The organism is Cognatiyoonia sediminum, from assembly GCF_900129845.1.
GTDB classification, from domain to species: Bacteria; Pseudomonadota; Alphaproteobacteria; order Rhodobacterales; family Rhodobacteraceae; genus Cognatiyoonia; species Cognatiyoonia sediminum.
Genome location: NZ_FQXB01000003.1, coordinates 58,309 through 74,423, shown reverse-complemented (window position 1 = coordinate 74,423; position 16,115 = coordinate 58,309). Strand labels below are relative to the sequence as shown.

Sequence of the window (16,115 nt, the reverse complement as noted above, 5' to 3'; positions counted from 1 at the left end):
GAGAGAGCCCTTGCAGACTCACCGATCAATCCGTATATGACTTGCAACAGCGGCGCGCTGGGGTCCAAACCCAACGCCCACCGGAAAACGACAACGGGCCGCGCGCCCGTTTTTTTGTGCGTGAAAGATATGAACGATTTGATTGCCAAAGCGGCCATCGACCGCCGCGTGACAGAGATCATCGCCCCAGTCATTGAGGACATGGGCTATGAAGTCGTGCGCGTGCGTCTGATGTCGGGCAAAGATACGGTTCTGCAGATCATGGCGCAGAAACCGGACGGGACAATTGAGGTTGATGACTGTGCCGAGATCAGTACTGCTGTGAGCGCGGTTCTCGACGTCGAAGATCCGATCCTCGATCAGTATAACTTAGAGGTCAGCAGCCCGGGCATTGACCGTCCTTTGACACGATTGAAGGATTTCGCCCAGTGGGAAGGCTTTGAGGCCAAGATCGAAACTGATGAGCTGATCGATGGTCGCCGCCGCTTTAAGGGGCAGTTGGCTGGCGTAGAGGGTGACGAAGTTCTGATCACCATCGCCGAGGGCACAATTGGCTTGAAATTCGAATGGCTGTCAGATGCGAAACTCGTTCTGACAGATGACTTGATCCGCGACGTTCTGCGCGGTCGCAAAGACAAAGGTCAAATTGACGAAGAGCAATTTGACGAAATTGAAACCATCATTGATGGCGAGGAGAAGTCCTGATGGCAATCACATCCGCAAACCAGCTTGAGCTTTTGCAAACAGCAGAGGCCGTGGCCCGCGAAAAGATGATCGACCCTGGGTTGGTTGTTGAGGCGATGGAAGAATCGCTCGCCCGTGCCGCGAAATCTCGCTACGGCTCTGAAATGGACATCCGCGTGTCGATTGACCGCAAGACCGGTAAAGCGACGTTTACACGTGTGCGGACGGTTGTAGAGGATGAATTGCTTGAAAACTATCAGGCCGAGTTCACGGTTGAGCAGGCCAAGCAGTACATGGAAAACCCTGAAGTGGGTCAGCAGTTCATCGAAGAAGTGCCGCCTGTTGAAATGGGCCGTATTGCTGCACAATCTGCAAAGCAGGTGATCTTGCAGAAGGTCCGCGAAGCAGAGCGTGACAAGCAGTACGAGGAATTCAAAGACCGTGCAGGCACAATCATCAACGCCGCTGTGAAGCGCGAAGAGTATGGCAACGTCATCGTTGATGTGGGCGCGGGCGAAGCTGTCTTGCGCCGGAACGAAAAGATCGGCCGCGAAGCCTATCGCCCGAACGATCGTATCCGCTGCTACATCAAAGACGTGCGCCGCGAACAGCGCGGGCCACAGATCTTCCTGTCTCGGACAGCGCCAGAATTCATGGCTGAGCTCTTTAAGATGGAAGTGCCTGAAATCTATGAAGGCATCATTGAGATCAAAGCCGTTGCCCGTGACCCGGGTTCTCGCGCGAAGATTGCTGTTATTTCCTATGACGGCTCCATCGACCCTGTTGGGGCGTGTGTTGGTATGCGCGGCTCCCGCGTTCAGGCGGTTGTGAATGAGCTTCAGGGTGAAAAGATTGACATCATTCCTTGGAATGAAGATATGCCAACCTTCCTTGTGAACGCGTTGCAGCCTGCCGAAGTGGCTAAGGTGGTTCTGGACGAAGAAGCCGGAAAAATCGAAGTGGTTGTGCCGGATGAGCAGCTGTCCCTTGCGATTGGTCGCCGTGGTCAGAACGTGCGTTTGGCGTCTCAGCTGACTGGCCTTGATATCGACATTCTGACTGAAGAAGAAGAATCCAAGCGTCGTCAGGCTGAATTCGAAGTCCGGACAAAAATGTTCATGGAGACCCTTGATCTGGACGAGTTCTTTGCCCAGCTTATTGTCTCTGAGGGCTTTACCAGCTTGGAAGAAGTCGCCTACGTCGAGATCGAAGAACTTCTCGTTATCGAAGGTGTTGATGAAGACACCGCGAGTGAGCTTCAGGCCCGTGCCCGTGATTATCTGGATGCGCAGAACAAAAAGGCGATGGACCATGCCCGCGAATTGGGTGTGGAAGACAGCCTTGTTGAATTCGAGGGTCTGACACCGCGGATGATCGAAGCGCTGGCCGAAGATGGTGTGAAAACGCTGGAAGACTTCGCAACCTGTGCTGACTGGGAACTCGCCGGTGGTTGGACCATGGTTGATGGCGAGCGCGTGAAAGATGATGGCGTCTTGGAGAAATTCGACGTCTCGCTCGAAGAAGCGCAAGACTTGGTCATGACAGCCCGCGTGATGCTGGGTTGGGTCGATCCAGAGGAATTAGCGGCCGCAGCTGCTGAGGCCGAAGAAGGCGAAGCCGCCGAGGAGGCGGAGGTCTGATTTCAGGCCTCCGGAGAAACGCGTATGACGCGGGGCGGCCAAAAGAAAGATCGATCGGGCGGTGCGGAACGCAAATGCATCGTCACAGGTGAAAGCCAGCCCAAAGCTGGTTTGATCCGGTTCGTTGTCGGGCCAGACAATCAGGTCGTGCCCGACATCCTTGGCAAACTGCCAGGGCGCGGCATGTATGTCTCGGCGGATCGGGCGGCTTTGGAGGTTGCCAGTAAGGGTCAATTTTCACGGTCTGCTAAGATGGCTGTGACGGTGCCCGAAGGGCTTGTTGACGAAGTTGAGCGTCAGTTGGTCAGACGGGCGTTGGATTTGATCGCAATGTCCCGCAAGGCGGGTCGTGCGGTCTGTGGCTTTGAAAAAGTCAAAGGCTGGCTTGCAGGCGGTGAACGGGTTCGGGTGTTGTTGCAAGCAAGCGACGGATCAGAACGCGGGAAAGCAAAATTATGGACGCCAGAAGGGGCCAGATATTTCGGCTGCTTCACATCTGCCGAGTTGGGTTTGGCATTTGGGCGGCAAAGTGTGATACATGGCGCACTCGCGGCTGGTGGACTCGGCGATCGTGTTGTAGAGGAAGCCACAAAGCTACGTGGCTTGCGTGAGTTAGACGGTGGCAAACCGGCCACCGAGAAGGAATAGAAGCTAGATGAGCGAAAACGACGGCAAAAAAACACTGGGTCTTGGCGGATCACGTCCAAGCAATGTGAAGCAGAGCTTTAGCCACGGACGGACCAAGAACGTGGTGGTGGAAACCAAACGCAAGCGCGTTGTGGTTCCAAAGCCCGGTGCCGCAAAGCCAACTGCTGGTGGGTCGAAACCTGCGGGCAGTGATCCATCGCGGCGCCCTGGTGGGATTTCCGAGGCTGAGTATCAGCGCCGCATGAAGGCGCTTCAGGCTGCGAAAGAACGTGAAGCGGAAGAAGCTGCGAAACGCGAAGCCGAAGAAAAGGCGCGAAACGAAGAGCGTGCGCGGCGCCGTGCCGAAGCTGAAGCGAAAGAGGCTGAAGATCGCGAACGCGAAGCCCGCGCCAAGGCCAAAGCGGAAGAAGAAGAGCGCAAGAAAGCCGAAGCGGCTGCGGCAAGGGCCAAGCCAAAGTCTGCGCCCGCCGCGCCAAACCCAGCAGATATCCCGGGTGAAGCAGCCGTTGCGCGTCCGTCTTCCGCACCGCGGAACAAAGACCGCGAACAGCGCGATACGCGCCAGCCAAAGCAACAGAAAGGCCGTCAGGATGAAGGCCGCCGGTCTGGCAAGCTGACGTTGAACGACGCTTTGCGCGGTGGCGGTGGCCATCAGAAATCCGTCGCAGCGATGAAGCGCAAGCAAGAGCGTGCGCGTCAAAAAGCGATGGGCGGTCAGGTCGAGCGCGAAAAGGTTGTGCGCGAAGTCCAGCTGCCAGAGGCGATCATGGTCGGCGAATTGGCCAACCGGATGTCCGAAAAGGTTGCTGACGTTGTAAAGGCGCTGATGACCAACGGCATCATGGCGACTCAGACGCAGACAATTGACGCCGATACAGCGGAACTGATCGTCGAAGAATTCGGCCACACTGTTGTTCGCGTTTCTGACGCTGACGTGGAAGACGTGATCGACGCTGTTGAGGACAAAGAAGAAGACCTCAAGCCGCGTGCGCCGATCATTACGATCATGGGCCACGTTGACCACGGTAAAACATCGCTTTTGGATGCGATCCGCAAAACCCGCGTGACAGCCGGCGAAGCAGGCGGGATCACGCAGCACATCGGTGCGTATCAGGTCACAACCGAAGGCGGCCAGGTTCTGACGTTCCTCGATACACCAGGCCACGCGGCGTTTACGTCCATGCGGTCCCGTGGTGCTCAGGTGACGGATATCGTTGTTCTGGTGGTTGCGGCAGACGATGCTGTGATGCCGCAGACGATTGAAGCCATCAACCACGCGAAAGCGGCGGACGTGCCGATGATCGTCGCGATCAACAAGATCGACCGTGAAGCCGCAAACCCAGACAAAGTGCGCACCGATCTGCTTCAGCATGAAGTGATCGTTGAGAAAATGTCGGGTGAGGTTCAGGACGTCGAAGTTTCTGCGATCACCGGTCAGGGCCTTGATGAACTGCTGGAGGCGATTGCGCTTCAGGCGGAAATTCTGGAACTGAAAGCAAACCCGGATCGCGCCGCTTCTGGCGCTGTGATCGAAGCGCAGCTTGACGTGGGACGCGGCCCTGTTGCCACCGTTCTGGTTCAGAACGGCACCCTCAAACAAGGCGATATCTTCGTTGTGGGTGAGCAGTGGGGTAAAGTTCGCGCGCTTGTCGACGACAAAGGTGGCCGTGTGAAAGTGGCTGGTCCATCTGTGCCAGTTGAGGTTTTGGGCCTGAACGGTACGCCAGAAGCAGGCGACGTTCTGAACGTGGTCGACACAGAAGCGCAGGCGCGTGAGATTGCCGACTATCGTGAATCTGCGGCGAAAGACAAACGCGCAGCGGCGGGTGCGGCTGTGACGCTCGATCAGTTGATGGCGAACGCCAAAGCGGATGAGAACGTCTCCGAACTGCCGATCCTTGTGAAAGCAGACGTGCAAGGCTCTGCCGAGGCGATCATCCAAGCGATGGAGAAAATCGGCAACGATGAGGTCCGCGTGCGCGTGCTGCACTCCGGTGTTGGTGCGATCACCGAAACAGACGTCGGCTTGGCCGAAGCCTCCGGCGCGCCTGTGATCGGCTTTAACGTTCGTGCGAACACACCAGCGCGGAATTCCGCGAACCAGAAGGGTGTGGAGATCCGCTACTACTCCGTCATCTACGACCTTGTGGATGATGTGAAAGCCGCGGCCTCTGGCCTGCTGTCAGCGGAGATCAAAGAGAACTTCATCGGCTACGCGAACATCAAAGAGGTGTTCAAGGTCACAGGCGTCGGCAAGGTTGCGGGCTGTCTTGTCACCGAAGGCGTCGCGCGTCGTTCCGCTGGCGTGCGCTTGCTGCGTGACAACGTGGTGATCCACGAAGGGACGTTGAAAACTTTGAAGCGTTTCAAGGACGAAGTGGCCGAGGTCCAGTCCGGTCAGGAATGCGGTATGGCGTTCGAAAACTACGACGACATCCGCCCCGACGACGTGATCGAAATCTTCGAACGCGAAGAAGTCGAACGGAAGTTGGATTAAGGATTAGAGAGGCGGCCGATGGGCCGCCTTTTTTGATTGAAGATCGGGTTTCTCGACAATTTTCCAGTTCAGCTAGTTTCTGATGAGGTCGCCGTTCTCTAGTTTAGGGCGAGGACCCATTGGTAATTCTTGACTAGTGGTAGAACAGCTAAATTCAGACTATTTGGATTACTCCTTGAGCCATTTCATACCAAAGAAAAGTGTTTGCAACGGTGCAACAATAAAGGATGCCGCCAGGAACACATAACCTCTGCCTCTTTCCCACAGCAAAATTTCATCAAACCAATAAAGGCTTGCTGCTATAGCAATACCTCCGCCGATTGCGGTTCGTATGGTTTTTTGCTTATTTGACAAATTCTTCCAACTTAAATTCATGCTCTCAATCGCTTCTGCTTTTGCATTTAAGCAGACGTTGGTGGAGCGGGGAGAAATTTGCAAGTTGGGTTCAAAACGTACATTTGTGCAAACAAGCCCGGAATCTAACCGAAGGCGCCGGGCTCATCGCCGACCCACCCCGGAGGGGAGGCGATTTTGCTGCAGTGGCTTTCGGTAGACCCGAAAGATGTGCTTTGCTGGGATTGAGTGCCTAGGTCTCCGACCCTGTTTGCCACCCCGCGGGTCGGCGATGAGCCCAGCTTACGTCCCACAAGCACCACCAGCCCGGCTTGCCTGAATCGGCAACCGGGGTGTGCATAGATAATGGGAAAGATCAGTGCGTGGCGGCCGCCTTGCAATTGGTTCCAGTAACCCTTGGCGGTCAACCCCAAGGGGGTCGGTACTCTGGCACTGCGCGCCCAATCGCACAGCACTCGTGAAACCTGGATCTACGGGGCGCGGGAAGTGATCCGCGCCTTCGGGACGTCCGACAACGGTTTTGCCATCCGTTCCTGAACAACGCGTTGGATCACCGAACGATGACCTGCGTCATATCCCATTATTGACACCACAACCCTATCGGGCAACGGTCCAGCAAAGCCGAACCGGACGCACCATCTTGACCAACCTCACCCTCAAACTCGCTGATACGGAAAGCGACTTCGACGCCGCGCAGCACCTCTGTCGCGAGTGGCTAAAGGTCCACTGGGAAATCTACCCTGACGATTGGCCCAAAGGCGACGACCACCCGATGGACTCCAAACGCTTTGGTGCCATCATCGAAGACCTCCCAAACCTCCACGCGCGCCCAAAGGGCGGGATACTCGTGGCGTACCTGAACGACCAACCGGCGGGCTGCGTGATGTATGCTGATGCCGGAGACCGGTCAGCGCGGTTTAACAGGTTGTTCGTCAGCACCTCGGCCCGCGGAAACGCTATCGGACGCAAGCTGCTGGAACGCATGTTTGAGCAGATGAAATCAGACTGCTACAAACGCGCCTTTTTCTCGTCCGCGACATTCCTTCCTTATGTGCATGAAATGTACGAAAACGCAGGCTTCACACTCATGCCAACACCTGACGATGTCCCCGACATATGGCGCGAAAGGGTTTATTTTATGGAGCGTTCGCTGGATTGATCGCGCCTCTATTCTGAGTGCCGAAAAACCGCCCCATCATATTGAAAGCCCCACCCTGTCGCGCTACTTCCCTCAAAACGACGTAGGGTAACATGGCTGACATTTTCTCCCTTGCCGCTGGCAACCTGATCTCTCCCATCATTCTGTCATTTGTTTTGGGCGTTGCCGCTGCCCTCGCGCGATCCGATCTGACTATTCCTGAGGCGGTCGCGAAGGGGATGTCGATCTACCTGCTGTTTGCAATTGGGTTCAAAGGCGGCGTCGGCGTCGCGGCGCATGGCGTTGATGCCAAACTCGTCGGCACGCTGGTTGCGGCTGGAGTGCTGTCCTTTGGTCTGCCGTTCATCGCCTTTGGCTTGCTCGGGTTCATGACCAAGCTGACGACACTGGATAAGGCCGCTGTGGCAGCGCACTACGGGTCAATTTCCATTGTGACATTTGTGGCGGCGACGTCGGTTCTCGAAACCCAAGGTTTGGTGGCCGAAGGATACATGGTCGCAGCGGCGGCGGTGATGGAGGCTCCGGCCATCTTGTCCGCTCTTTGGATCGTGGCGAGGAAAGGGGGCGGTGCATCTGCAACGAAGGGTCTTTATCGAGAGATTTTGCTCAACGGCTCCATCGTGCTTTTGGTCGGGTCATTCTTTATCGGCGCGATCACAGGGCAGGACGGTTTGAACCAGATCGCGCCGTTCATTGTCGCGCCGTTCCAAGGTGTTTTGTGCCTCTTCCTGCTGGATATGGGTCTGGTCGCAGGTCGCGGCTTGCGAGACAGCCGCGGCGAAGTCGGCGGCGGTGCGATTGCATTTGGGTTGCTGATGCCGCTGGTCGGCAGCGCGTTCGGTTTGATGGCCGCGCTTGCCATTGGCTTGTCTCCAGGTGGTGCTGCGCTCTTGATGACGTTGTCGGCCTCTGCGTCCTATATCGCGGTTCCCGCTGCCATGCGGGTGGCACTGCCGGAGGCCAAGCCCTCAATCTATCTGACGCTGTCTTTGGGCGTCACATTCCCGTTCAACCTAACCGTTGGGATACCGCTCTATACCGCGATTTCAACGACCCTTGCCGGAGGCTAAGCCATGCAACGACATAAGGCCAAACGTGTTGAGATTATCATCGAAGCGGCGCTCTTGTCCCGTTTGACGGATTCTTTGCAATCGGCTGACGTCAGCGGCTATACCGTTCTTCCGGTGAAAGGTGGTTCCGGTCGGTCTGGTCCATGGACGCGGGATGGACAAATCTCCCGCGGGTCTGGGATGTTTGCTGTGATCTGTTTGATCAGGCCAGAGCGTTTGGATGGATTACTCGAAGCGGCCTTTGAGGTGGTTGAGAAGCACATCGGCGTGGTGTCAATCACCGATACCGAAATCCTGCGGGCCGAACGTTTCTAGCGGCGCCCTGCTTTCACAGGGCGCCAGTTCGTTTAGTCGATAATCGCGTTCAGCGTCGCGGACGGGCGCATCACTGCAGCCGTCTTCGCTGGGTCGGTCTTGTAGTACCCTCCCAAATCAGCTGGCGCCCCCTGTGCAGCCGCCAGTTCAGCGACAATTGCCTCTTCTCCATCGACTAGCGCCTTTGCGATTGGCGCAAAATGCGCGGCAAGGTCAGCATCATCAGACTGGGCTGCCAGAGCTTCGGCCCAATAGCGCGCGAACCAATAGTGGCTGTCGCGGTTGTCTGGTTCGCCGACTTTGCGGGATGGCGACCGGTTGTTGTCTAGGATGCCTTGCGTTGCGGCATCGACAGCTTCGCCGAGGATCTTCGCTTTGGCGTTGCCGCGGTTTTCAGCCAGGAACTGGAAGCTTTCGCCAAGCGCTGTGAACTCACCTAGCGAGTCCCAACGCAGGTGATTTTCTTCGTTCAATTGCTGCACGTGCTTTGGTGCGGAGCCGCCAGCGCCGGTTTCAAATAAGCCGCCGCCTTGCATCAGCTTCACGATAGAGAGCATCTTCGCCGATGTCGCTAGTTCCAGGATCGGGAACAGGTCGGTTAGATAATCGCGCAACACGTTGCCGGTGATGGCGATGTGGTTCTTGCCAGCGGTGATCGTTTCCAACGCAGCACGGGTCGCTTCGCGCGGTGCCATAATTTTGAATTTGTCGGCCACGCCAGCGGCCTCAAGAATCGGTGTAACGTAGGCGATCAGTTCGGCATCGTGGGCGCGCGTTTCATCAAGCCAGAACACAGCCTCGCACCCCTCGGCCTTTTGCCGTGAGATTGCAAGGTTCACCCAGTCTTCAATCGGGGCCTTACGCGCAGAGGCAGAGCGCCAGATGTCGCCTGGCTGCACGTCGTGGCTATGCAGAACCGTACCGTCGTCGAGGATCATTTTAACGGTGCCCGCTTCAGCGATCTCGAACGTGGTCGGGTGGGAACCGTATTCCTCTGCCTTCTGCGCCATCAGGCCGATGTTCTGAACGGTGCCAGCTGTGGCGGGGTTCAGTTTGCCGTTGGCTTTGAAGAAGTTGATCGTTTCATCATAGACCGGCGCGTAGGAGTTATCGGGGATTACGCAAACTGCGTCCGCTTCCTTGCCGTCTGGACCCCAGCCCTTGCCGCCTGCGCGGATCAGGGCGGGCATGGAGGCGTCGATAATCACGTCGGATGGTACGTGCAGGTTGGTGATGCCGCGGTCACTGTCTACCATATACATCGGTGGCTGGTCGGCCATGCAGGCGTCGATGGCGGCCTTGATTTCTGCATTGCCTTCTACGCGTTCAAGCACCGCGCCCAGCCCTTGGTTTGGGTTGACGCCAAGTGCCTCCATCTCTGCACCGAATTTGTCGAATACAGGTTTCAAGAAGGCTTTCACCGCATGGCCAAAGATGATCGGGTCGGAGACCTTCATCATCGTTGCTTTCATATGCAGCGAGAAGAGGATGCCTTCCTCTTTGGTCTTTGCAATTTCGGCCTCAAGGAAGGCGTCCAATGCTGCGGCGGACATAAATGTCGCGTCAACAACGGTGCCTGCTGGGAAGCTCAACCCGTCCTTAAGGACCGTTTCGCCATTCGCTGTTTCCAGCACGATCTTCGCGCCAGTTTCCGCAGCCAAAGTCGCGGATACTTCGTTGGAGCGGAAGTCGTTCCCGTCCATCGATGCGACGCGTGTTTTGCTGTCACTTACCCAATCGCCCATGCGATGCGGGTTGTTCTGGGCGTAGCTTTTGACGGCCTTCGCGGCGCGGCGGTCAGAGTTGCCTTCGCGCAAAACAGGATTCACGGCAGACCCTTTGATCCCATCATATTTCGCGCGCACGGTTTTTTCTTCGTCCGTCTGCGGGTCTTCTGGATAGTTCGGCAGCGCGTAGCCTTGGCTTTGCATCTCTTCGACTGCGGCAACCAGCTGAGGGACTGAGGCGGAGATGTTTGGCAGTTTGACGACGTTTGCTTCCGCCGTTTTGACCAAGCGGCCCAGTTCAGCCAGATCGTCGTTGATCCGCTGATCTTCGGTCAGTGCTTCTGGGAAGGTCGCGATGATACGGCCAGCAAGAGAGATATCCTTGGTGCCAACAGTCACGCCAGCAGCGGCAGCAAATTTCTGAATGATCGGAAGGAAGGACGCGGAGGCAAGCTCGGGCGCTTCATCGACTTTTGTGTAGATAATATCGGGAGTAGACATGGAATCGAACCTCTATGACGTTTGAGTGCTCTTTAGACGAAGCCGTCAGAAACGTCTACGGCATACAACGGTATACTGAGCGAAATTTAGAGCCAGTCCCTCAGAATTGGGATCAGCGGAATGTCCGCTTCTGGCATCGGGTAGTCTTTCAACGCGTTTGCTTTCACCCATTTCAAAGCCTGCCCTTCGCGGCTTTGCGGGGTGCCTTCCCACTTGCGGCAGGCGAAGAGCGGCATAAGGAGGTGGAAGTCATCATAGCTATGGCTGGCAAAGGTCAGCGGGGCGAGGCAGCTTTCCCATGTGTTGATGCCAAGCTCTTCTTCAAGCTCTCGGATCAATGCGATTTCGGGTGTTTCGCCAGGTTCGACTTTGCCGCCCGGAAACTCCCAAAGACCCGCCATGGATTTCCCTTCTGGGCGCTGGGCCAGCAGGACGCGCCCGTCGATGTCGATCAGGGCGACGGCGGAAACGAGGACGGTTTTCATGACCGATAGTCTGCGTTGATTGTAATGTAGCCGTGGGTCAGGTCGCAGGTCCAAACAGTGCTGGTACCGGTGCCAATACCGAGATCGACGCTGATTTTAAGGTCTTGCGCCTTCATATAGCTGGCACCAGCGTCTTCAGTATAGCTGTCTGCGACCCAGCCTTCTTCAGCGACGAGGATGTCGCCAAAGTGGATCGAGATTTTGTCGCGATCTGCGGGTTCGCCGGATTTGCCTATCGCCATGACGATACGCCCCCAATTCGGGTCTTCCCCAGCGATGGCAGTTTTGACGAGAGGTGAGTTTGCGATCGCAAGGCCAATGGTTTTCGCTGACGCGTCCGTCGCGCCGCCTGTCACGGTGACTTCGACGAATTTGGTCGCGCCCTCACCGTCGCGCACGACTTGGTGGGACAGATCGAGCATCACATCTTTTAGCGCGTTGGTGAAAGAGGCGTTGCCGGAAACATCTACACCAGACACGCCGGTCGCGGCCAACATCAGGCTGTCGGATGTCGAGGTATCGCTGTCCACAGTGATGCAGTTGAACGTCTCATCGCAGAGAGAACCAAGCGTCGCTTGAAGTTCGTCTTGGCCAAGTTTTGCATCCGTAAAGATATAGACCAGCATCGTCGCCATGTCCGGCGCAATCATTCCAGAGCCTTTGGCGATGCCGGCGATCTTTACCGGTTTCCCGTCAATCTCAACTGTTTTCGTAGCACCTTTGGCAAAGGTGTCGGTCGTCATGATCGCGTTGGCGGCGGCTTCCAAGCCACCCGCGTTTTGCGCGACGACGAGTTCATCGATCTTGGCAGTGATTTTGTCGTGCGGAAGACGTTCACCAATCACACCGGTGGCTGCTGTGAAGACACGTTCCGTTGGGATGCCAAGAGCATCCGCCGTGGCCTCGCAAACCGCTGCAACCGATCCTTCCCCTGCCTTACCGGTGAAAGCGTTGGAATTCCCCGAATTCACGATGATCGCCGCACCCGCATCTGACGCGCCGCCAAGTTTGGCCTGACAGTCCAATACGTTCGCAGATCGTGTGCTAGACTTGGTGAAAACCCCCGCAATCTGCGTGCCGGGTGCCATGACGGCCAGCATCACGTCCGTGCGGTCTTTGTACTTCACCCCCGCAGCGATCGCCGCGAAGGTAACGCCATCGATGACAGGCAGATCAGGGAAGTGATCCGGAGCAAGCGGGGATTTTTCCATGTCTTAGTCCAGCAGATCAAAGTTGGTCAGCAGGTTTGGATCGAATGCACCGGCTTCTGGCTTCACCACGTCGTACTGAGCTTCAAGCTCCGCCAAGCGCGCCTGAATAGCGGCTTCGCGAATTTCATTGGCCAGTTCGCCTTGCGCTTGCTCGAATGTGACAGGAGGAAGCTCGCGGGTGTCATTCAGGATGATCACGTGCCAGCCAAACTGCGTTTGAACAGGGTCAGAAACTTCGCCAACTTCAAGTGCTGCCGCGGCGCTCTCAAACGCAGGCACCATGCGGCCTGTGCCGAACCAGCCGAGTTCACCGCCGCTTGGGCCGGATGGCCCAGTTGAGACCTCGCGCGCCACGTCGGCAAAGACTTCGCCGCCTTCAACGCGCTGCTTTGCGGCGATAGCCTCTTCCTCTGTGTCGACAAGCAAATGGGACGCGTTCCATTCCAGAACCGGTTCGGCATCTGCGTAACGCGCCTCATATGCGGCCAGTAGAGCCTCTTCGGTCAAAACCTGCTCAGAGATTTCGTTGATGACTTCCGCCGCCATCAGGTTGCGGCGCTCGTTCAGAATGCTCAGCTCCAGACGCTTTGGCGCGTCTTCCAGGTCGTTCGATAAAAGTTGCTGCTGGATCAATTGGTCCAAGAGGCCATTGAACAGAATTTCTGGCGGGAACTGTTGATATTGCTGCGGCAGCTGTGAGCGCGCGATGATCATTTCGCCCAACGTGATCTCAACGTCGCCAACAGTTGCGACGACGGTATCCGCGTCTTGAGCGACGGCGGTTGTGGCGGTGATCAGGGCAAACGCAGATGCCCCCAAAACGGTGATATGTTTCAGCATTTTACGTTCCCTTGATGTTTGCGCGCTTGCCGCGCCGTTGACACAACATACACAGCCCCTTACATGCGATAAATGCCTCGAGAGGGCTGGCTTCGACCCTGTTTAGGCGTCTGCTTCGACGGCGACAAGCAACCTCCTCTCAATTAGATGTCAGACAGGTCGCCGACCGCGGAGAAAATATGCTTGGTTTAGGATCAATAACCAAAAAAGTCTTTGGAACCCCGAGTGATCGGAAGGTCAAAGCAGCACGTCCGATGGTCAAAAAGATCAACGATCTTGAGGCAGAATTTGAGAAGCTGTCAGATGATGGTTTGAAGGAAAAAACCGAAGAGCTGAAATCGCGTCTTGCCGGTGGTGAAAGCTTGGATGCGCTGTTGCCGGAAGCCTTTGCCAACTGTCGTGAAGCGGCGAAACGCGCGCTGGGTCTTCGTGCTTTTGATACGCAGCTACTGGGTGGGATTTTTCTGCACCAAGGCAACATCTCTGAAATGAAGACGGGTGAAGGTAAAACCCTTGTGGCGACCTTCCCAGCGTATTTGAACGCGCTGTCCGGCAAGGGCGTGCATATCGTCACTGTGAACGACTATCTGGCGAAGCGTGACGCGGAGTGGATGAGTAAGGTTTATGGCGCCTTGGGTCTGACCACTGGCGTTGTGATCCCGCATCAGCCGGAAGAGGAAAAAGCCGCCGCTTATGGCTGTGACGTGACTTATGCGACGAACAATGAGCTGGGGTTCGATTATCTGCGCGACAACATGAAATCTGAGCTGTCTCAGATGCATCAGCGCTACCACAATTTTGCGATTGTCGATGAGGTGGATTCGATTTTGATCGACGAAGCGCGGACGCCGTTGATTATTTCCGGCCCTGCGCAGGACCGGTCAGAGATGTATCGCCAGATTGATAAGCTGATCCCAGAGGTGCAAGACGAGCATTTCGTTATCGACGAAAAGAGCCGCTCTGCCACGTTCAATGATGAAGGCAACGATTTCCTAGAAGAACGATTGGCGCAGGTGGGCCTGCTACCCGAAGGTCAGTCGCTTTATGATCCTGAAAGTGCATCGCTGGTGCACCACGTCAGCCAAGGTTTGCGGGCGCATAAGCTGTTCACCAAGGACAAGGACTACATCGTTCGCGATAACGAAGCGGTGCTGATCGACGAATTCACCGGTCGTATGATGATTGGCCGCCGTTTGTCCGATGGTTTGCATCAGGCGATTGAGGCGAAGGAAGGGCTGACCATCAAGCCAGAGAACGTGACTTTGGCTTCGGTAACATTCCAGAACTACTTCCGCCTCTACGACAAGCTGGCCGGAATGACTGGTACGGCGATGACAGAGGCCGACGAATTTGACGAAATCTATGGCCTCGGCGTGGTGGAAGTGCCCACCAACCGGCCTGTCGCCCGTGTTGACGAAAACGACATGGTCTATCGCACCGTGCAGGAGAAGTTCGACGGTGTTGTCGAACAGATCAAAGTGGCGAATGAAAAGGGTCAACCGACGCTTGTGGGTACGACGTCCATTGAGAAATCAGAATTCCTCAGCCAGTTGCTTAAACAGCAGGGGATTGAGCACAACGTTTTGAACGCGCGCCAGCACGAGCAAGAGGCGCAGATCATTGCCGACGCGGGAAAGCTGGGTGCGGTAACGATTGCGACCAACATGGCCGGACGTGGCACCGATATTCAGCTAGGCGGCAACGTTGAGATGAAGGTGTTGGAAGCGCTGGCCGCTGATCCGGACGCTGATCCAGATACCGTGCGGGCTGAGATCGAAGCAAGCCATGCGGACGAAAAACAAAAGGTGCTGGATGCGGGTGGCCTTTATGTTCTGGCGACGGAACGTCATGAAAGCCGCCGGATCGATAACCAGTTGCGCGGCCGTTCCGGCCGTCAGGGCGATCCGGGCCGGTCGTCATTCTTCCTGTCCTTGGAAGATGATTTGATGCGTATCTTCGGATCTGAGCGTTTGGACAAAGTGCTCTCAACGCTTGGCATGAAGGAAGGCGAGGCGATTGAGCACCCTTGGGTGAACAAGTCGCTTGAACGCGCGCAGGCGAAGGTTGAAGGACGTAACTTTGACATTCGTAAGCAGCTTTTGAAATTCGACGATGTGATGAATGAGCAGCGGAAGGTCATCTTCGGCCAGCGTCGCGACATCATGGAAAGCCAGGACCAGTCCGAGATTATTCAGGATATGCGGTATCAGGTGATTGAAGATTTGGTCGATGACTACATGCCGCCAAAATCCTATGCAGATCAGTGGGATACTGAGGGTCTGTATGCTGAAGTGATTAAGGACATCGGCGTTGATGTTCCTGTGATGGCTTGGGCCGATGAAGAAGGTGTCGACAACGACGCCATTCGCGAGCGCTTGGAAGAGGCCAGCGACAAATACATGGCCGAGAAGGAAGAGGCCTTCGGGGCTGAGACCATGCGCAACATCGAAAAGCAGCTGTTGCTGCAGACCATCGATGCGAAGTGGCGTGAGCATCTTTTGACCTTGGAACACTTGCGGTCTGTTGTTGGCTTCCGTGGCTATGCACAGCGCGATCCCTTGAACGAATATAAGTCTGAGGCGTTCCAGCTATTTGAGCGGTTGTTGGATGGTTTGCGCACGGATGTGACGCAAAAGCTGGCCCAAATTCGCCCGATGAGCGCGGAAGAGCAGGCTCAGTTGATCGAACAGATGCGCCAGCAACAGCAGGCCGCGGCAGAGGCCGCAGCCCAAGGTGTTGAACGTGCGACGTCTGACCCAACTGGACAGGGCTCAACCCCGCGCGAAGGCTTTGTGGAAGACGATCCAACAACATGGGGATCGCCGGGCAGAAACGACCCTTGTCCGTGTGGATCTGGCAAGAAATTCAAGCATTGTCACGGCCGTTTGGCCTGATCTTTGCCACATTAAGGCCTATCAAATACCCCGCTAGGGTCCCTCTGCCGTCACTGATCTGGAACAGATTGTTTCCCGTTCTTGGGAAGG

Annotated in this window: 13 protein-coding genes; 8 read left to right on the top strand and 5 right to left on the bottom strand. The window is 56.2% G+C overall.

The window, feature by feature from the left end; genetic code table 11:
* The first annotated feature begins 129 nt into the window (after positions 1-129).
* From rimP to infB, 4 genes are read left to right on the top strand one after another with little or no spacing between them, the layout of a single operon-like run.
* Positions 130-705: a ribosome maturation factor RimP gene (gene rimP, locus BUA85_RS10805; RefSeq protein ID WP_072901472.1), complete on the top strand. Its 576-nt coding sequence runs from the start codon at positions 130-132 to the stop codon at positions 703-705.
* Entirely contained in the window at positions 705-2,324 is a 1,620-nt protein-coding gene (gene nusA, locus BUA85_RS10800) for a transcription termination factor NusA (protein ID WP_072901015.1), read from the top strand. Before rimP ends, nusA begins: the two co-directional genes overlap by 1 nt.
* Before the next feature lie 24 nt (positions 2,325-2,348).
* Positions 2,349-2,972: an RNA-binding protein gene (locus tag BUA85_RS10795; protein WP_072901014.1), complete on the top strand. Its 624-nt coding sequence runs from the start codon at positions 2,349-2,351 to the stop codon at positions 2,970-2,972.
* 7 nt (positions 2,973-2,979) lie between these two features.
* A complete protein-coding gene (infB, locus tag BUA85_RS10790; protein ID WP_072901012.1) occupies positions 2,980-5,469 on the top strand; it encodes a translation initiation factor IF-2 in 2,490 nt (829 codons plus the stop codon).
* A 168-nt stretch (positions 5,470-5,637) separates the two neighbouring features.
* Here the strand turns inward: infB and BUA85_RS10785 are convergent, their stop codons facing one another.
* The gene (locus BUA85_RS10785; RefSeq protein WP_131802794.1) at positions 5,638-5,907 is read right to left on the bottom strand and encodes a hypothetical protein; all 270 of its coding nucleotides are present in this window, start codon (positions 5,905-5,907) and stop codon (positions 5,638-5,640) included.
* Positions 5,908-6,463: 556 nt separating this feature from the next.
* Here BUA85_RS10785 and BUA85_RS10780 point away from each other — a divergent pair.
* The 3 genes from BUA85_RS10780 to BUA85_RS10770 all read left to right on the top strand — a co-directional run bounded on the left by BUA85_RS10780 (position 6,464) and on the right by BUA85_RS10770 (position 8,367).
* Complete coding sequence (locus BUA85_RS10780) at positions 6,464-6,982, top strand: GNAT family N-acetyltransferase (RefSeq protein WP_131802793.1); 519 nt, start codon at positions 6,464-6,466, stop codon at positions 6,980-6,982.
* Positions 6,983-7,074: 92 nt separating this feature from the next.
* Entirely contained in the window at positions 7,075-8,052 is a 978-nt protein-coding gene (locus BUA85_RS10775; RefSeq protein WP_072901006.1) for a sodium-dependent bicarbonate transport family permease, read from the top strand.
* A gap of 3 nt (positions 8,053-8,055) precedes the next feature.
* A complete protein-coding gene (locus BUA85_RS10770) occupies positions 8,056-8,367 on the top strand; it encodes a P-II family nitrogen regulator (RefSeq protein ID WP_072901005.1) in 312 nt (103 codons plus the stop codon).
* Between the two features lie 32 nt (positions 8,368-8,399).
* Here the strand turns inward: BUA85_RS10770 and BUA85_RS10765 are convergent, their stop codons facing one another.
* The 4 genes from BUA85_RS10765 to BUA85_RS10750 all read right to left on the bottom strand — a co-directional run bounded on the left by BUA85_RS10765 (position 8,400) and on the right by BUA85_RS10750 (position 13,131).
* Positions 8,400-10,595 (bottom strand): NADP-dependent isocitrate dehydrogenase, encoded by a 2,196-nt coding sequence (locus tag BUA85_RS10765; RefSeq protein WP_072901003.1) that lies wholly within the window; start codon positions 10,593-10,595, stop codon positions 8,400-8,402.
* An 86-nt stretch (positions 10,596-10,681) separates the two neighbouring features.
* Entirely contained in the window at positions 10,682-11,080 is a 399-nt protein-coding gene (gene mutT / locus BUA85_RS10760; RefSeq protein WP_072901001.1) for an 8-oxo-dGTP diphosphatase MutT, read from the bottom strand.
* Positions 11,077-12,291, bottom strand: coding sequence for a bifunctional glutamate N-acetyltransferase/amino-acid acetyltransferase ArgJ (gene argJ / locus BUA85_RS10755; protein WP_072901000.1), 1,215 nt, complete (start codon positions 12,289-12,291; stop codon positions 11,077-11,079). Before argJ ends, mutT begins: the two co-directional genes overlap by 4 nt.
* A 3-nt stretch (positions 12,292-12,294) precedes the next feature.
* A complete protein-coding gene (locus BUA85_RS10750) occupies positions 12,295-13,131 on the bottom strand; it encodes a peptidylprolyl isomerase (protein ID WP_072900998.1) in 837 nt (278 codons plus the stop codon).
* Between the two features lie 179 nt (positions 13,132-13,310).
* Between BUA85_RS10750 and secA the strand changes: the two genes are divergently transcribed.
* The gene (secA, locus tag BUA85_RS10745) at positions 13,311-16,025 is read left to right on the top strand and encodes a preprotein translocase subunit SecA (protein WP_072900996.1); all 2,715 of its coding nucleotides are present in this window, start codon (positions 13,311-13,313) and stop codon (positions 16,023-16,025) included.
* Positions 16,026-16,115 lie beyond the last annotated feature (90 nt).

Coding starts and splice junctions, on each gene's coding strand:
- mutT (WP_072901001.1), bottom strand. CDS start 11,080: ATGAAAACCGTCCTCGTTTCCGCCGTCGCCCTGATCGACATCGACGGG.
- BUA85_RS10775 (WP_072901006.1), top strand. CDS start 7,075: ATGGCTGACATTTTCTCCCTTGCCGCTGGCAACCTGATCTCTCCCATC.
- infB (WP_072901012.1), top strand. CDS start 2,980: ATGAGCGAAAACGACGGCAAAAAAACACTGGGTCTTGGCGGATCACGT.
- nusA (WP_072901015.1), top strand. CDS start 705: ATGGCAATCACATCCGCAAACCAGCTTGAGCTTTTGCAAACAGCAGAG.
- secA (WP_072900996.1), top strand. CDS start 13,311: ATGCTTGGTTTAGGATCAATAACCAAAAAAGTCTTTGGAACCCCGAGT.
- BUA85_RS10765 (WP_072901003.1), bottom strand. CDS start 10,595: ATGTCTACTCCCGATATTATCTACACAAAAGTCGATGAAGCGCCCGAG.
- BUA85_RS10770 (WP_072901005.1), top strand. CDS start 8,056: ATGCAACGACATAAGGCCAAACGTGTTGAGATTATCATCGAAGCGGCG.
- BUA85_RS10750 (WP_072900998.1), bottom strand. CDS start 13,131: ATGCTGAAACATATCACCGTTTTGGGGGCATCTGCGTTTGCCCTGATC.
- rimP (WP_072901472.1), top strand. CDS start 130: ATGAACGATTTGATTGCCAAAGCGGCCATCGACCGCCGCGTGACAGAG.
- argJ (WP_072901000.1), bottom strand. CDS start 12,291: ATGGAAAAATCCCCGCTTGCTCCGGATCACTTCCCTGATCTGCCTGTC.
- BUA85_RS10795 (WP_072901014.1), top strand. CDS start 2,349: ATGACGCGGGGCGGCCAAAAGAAAGATCGATCGGGCGGTGCGGAACGC.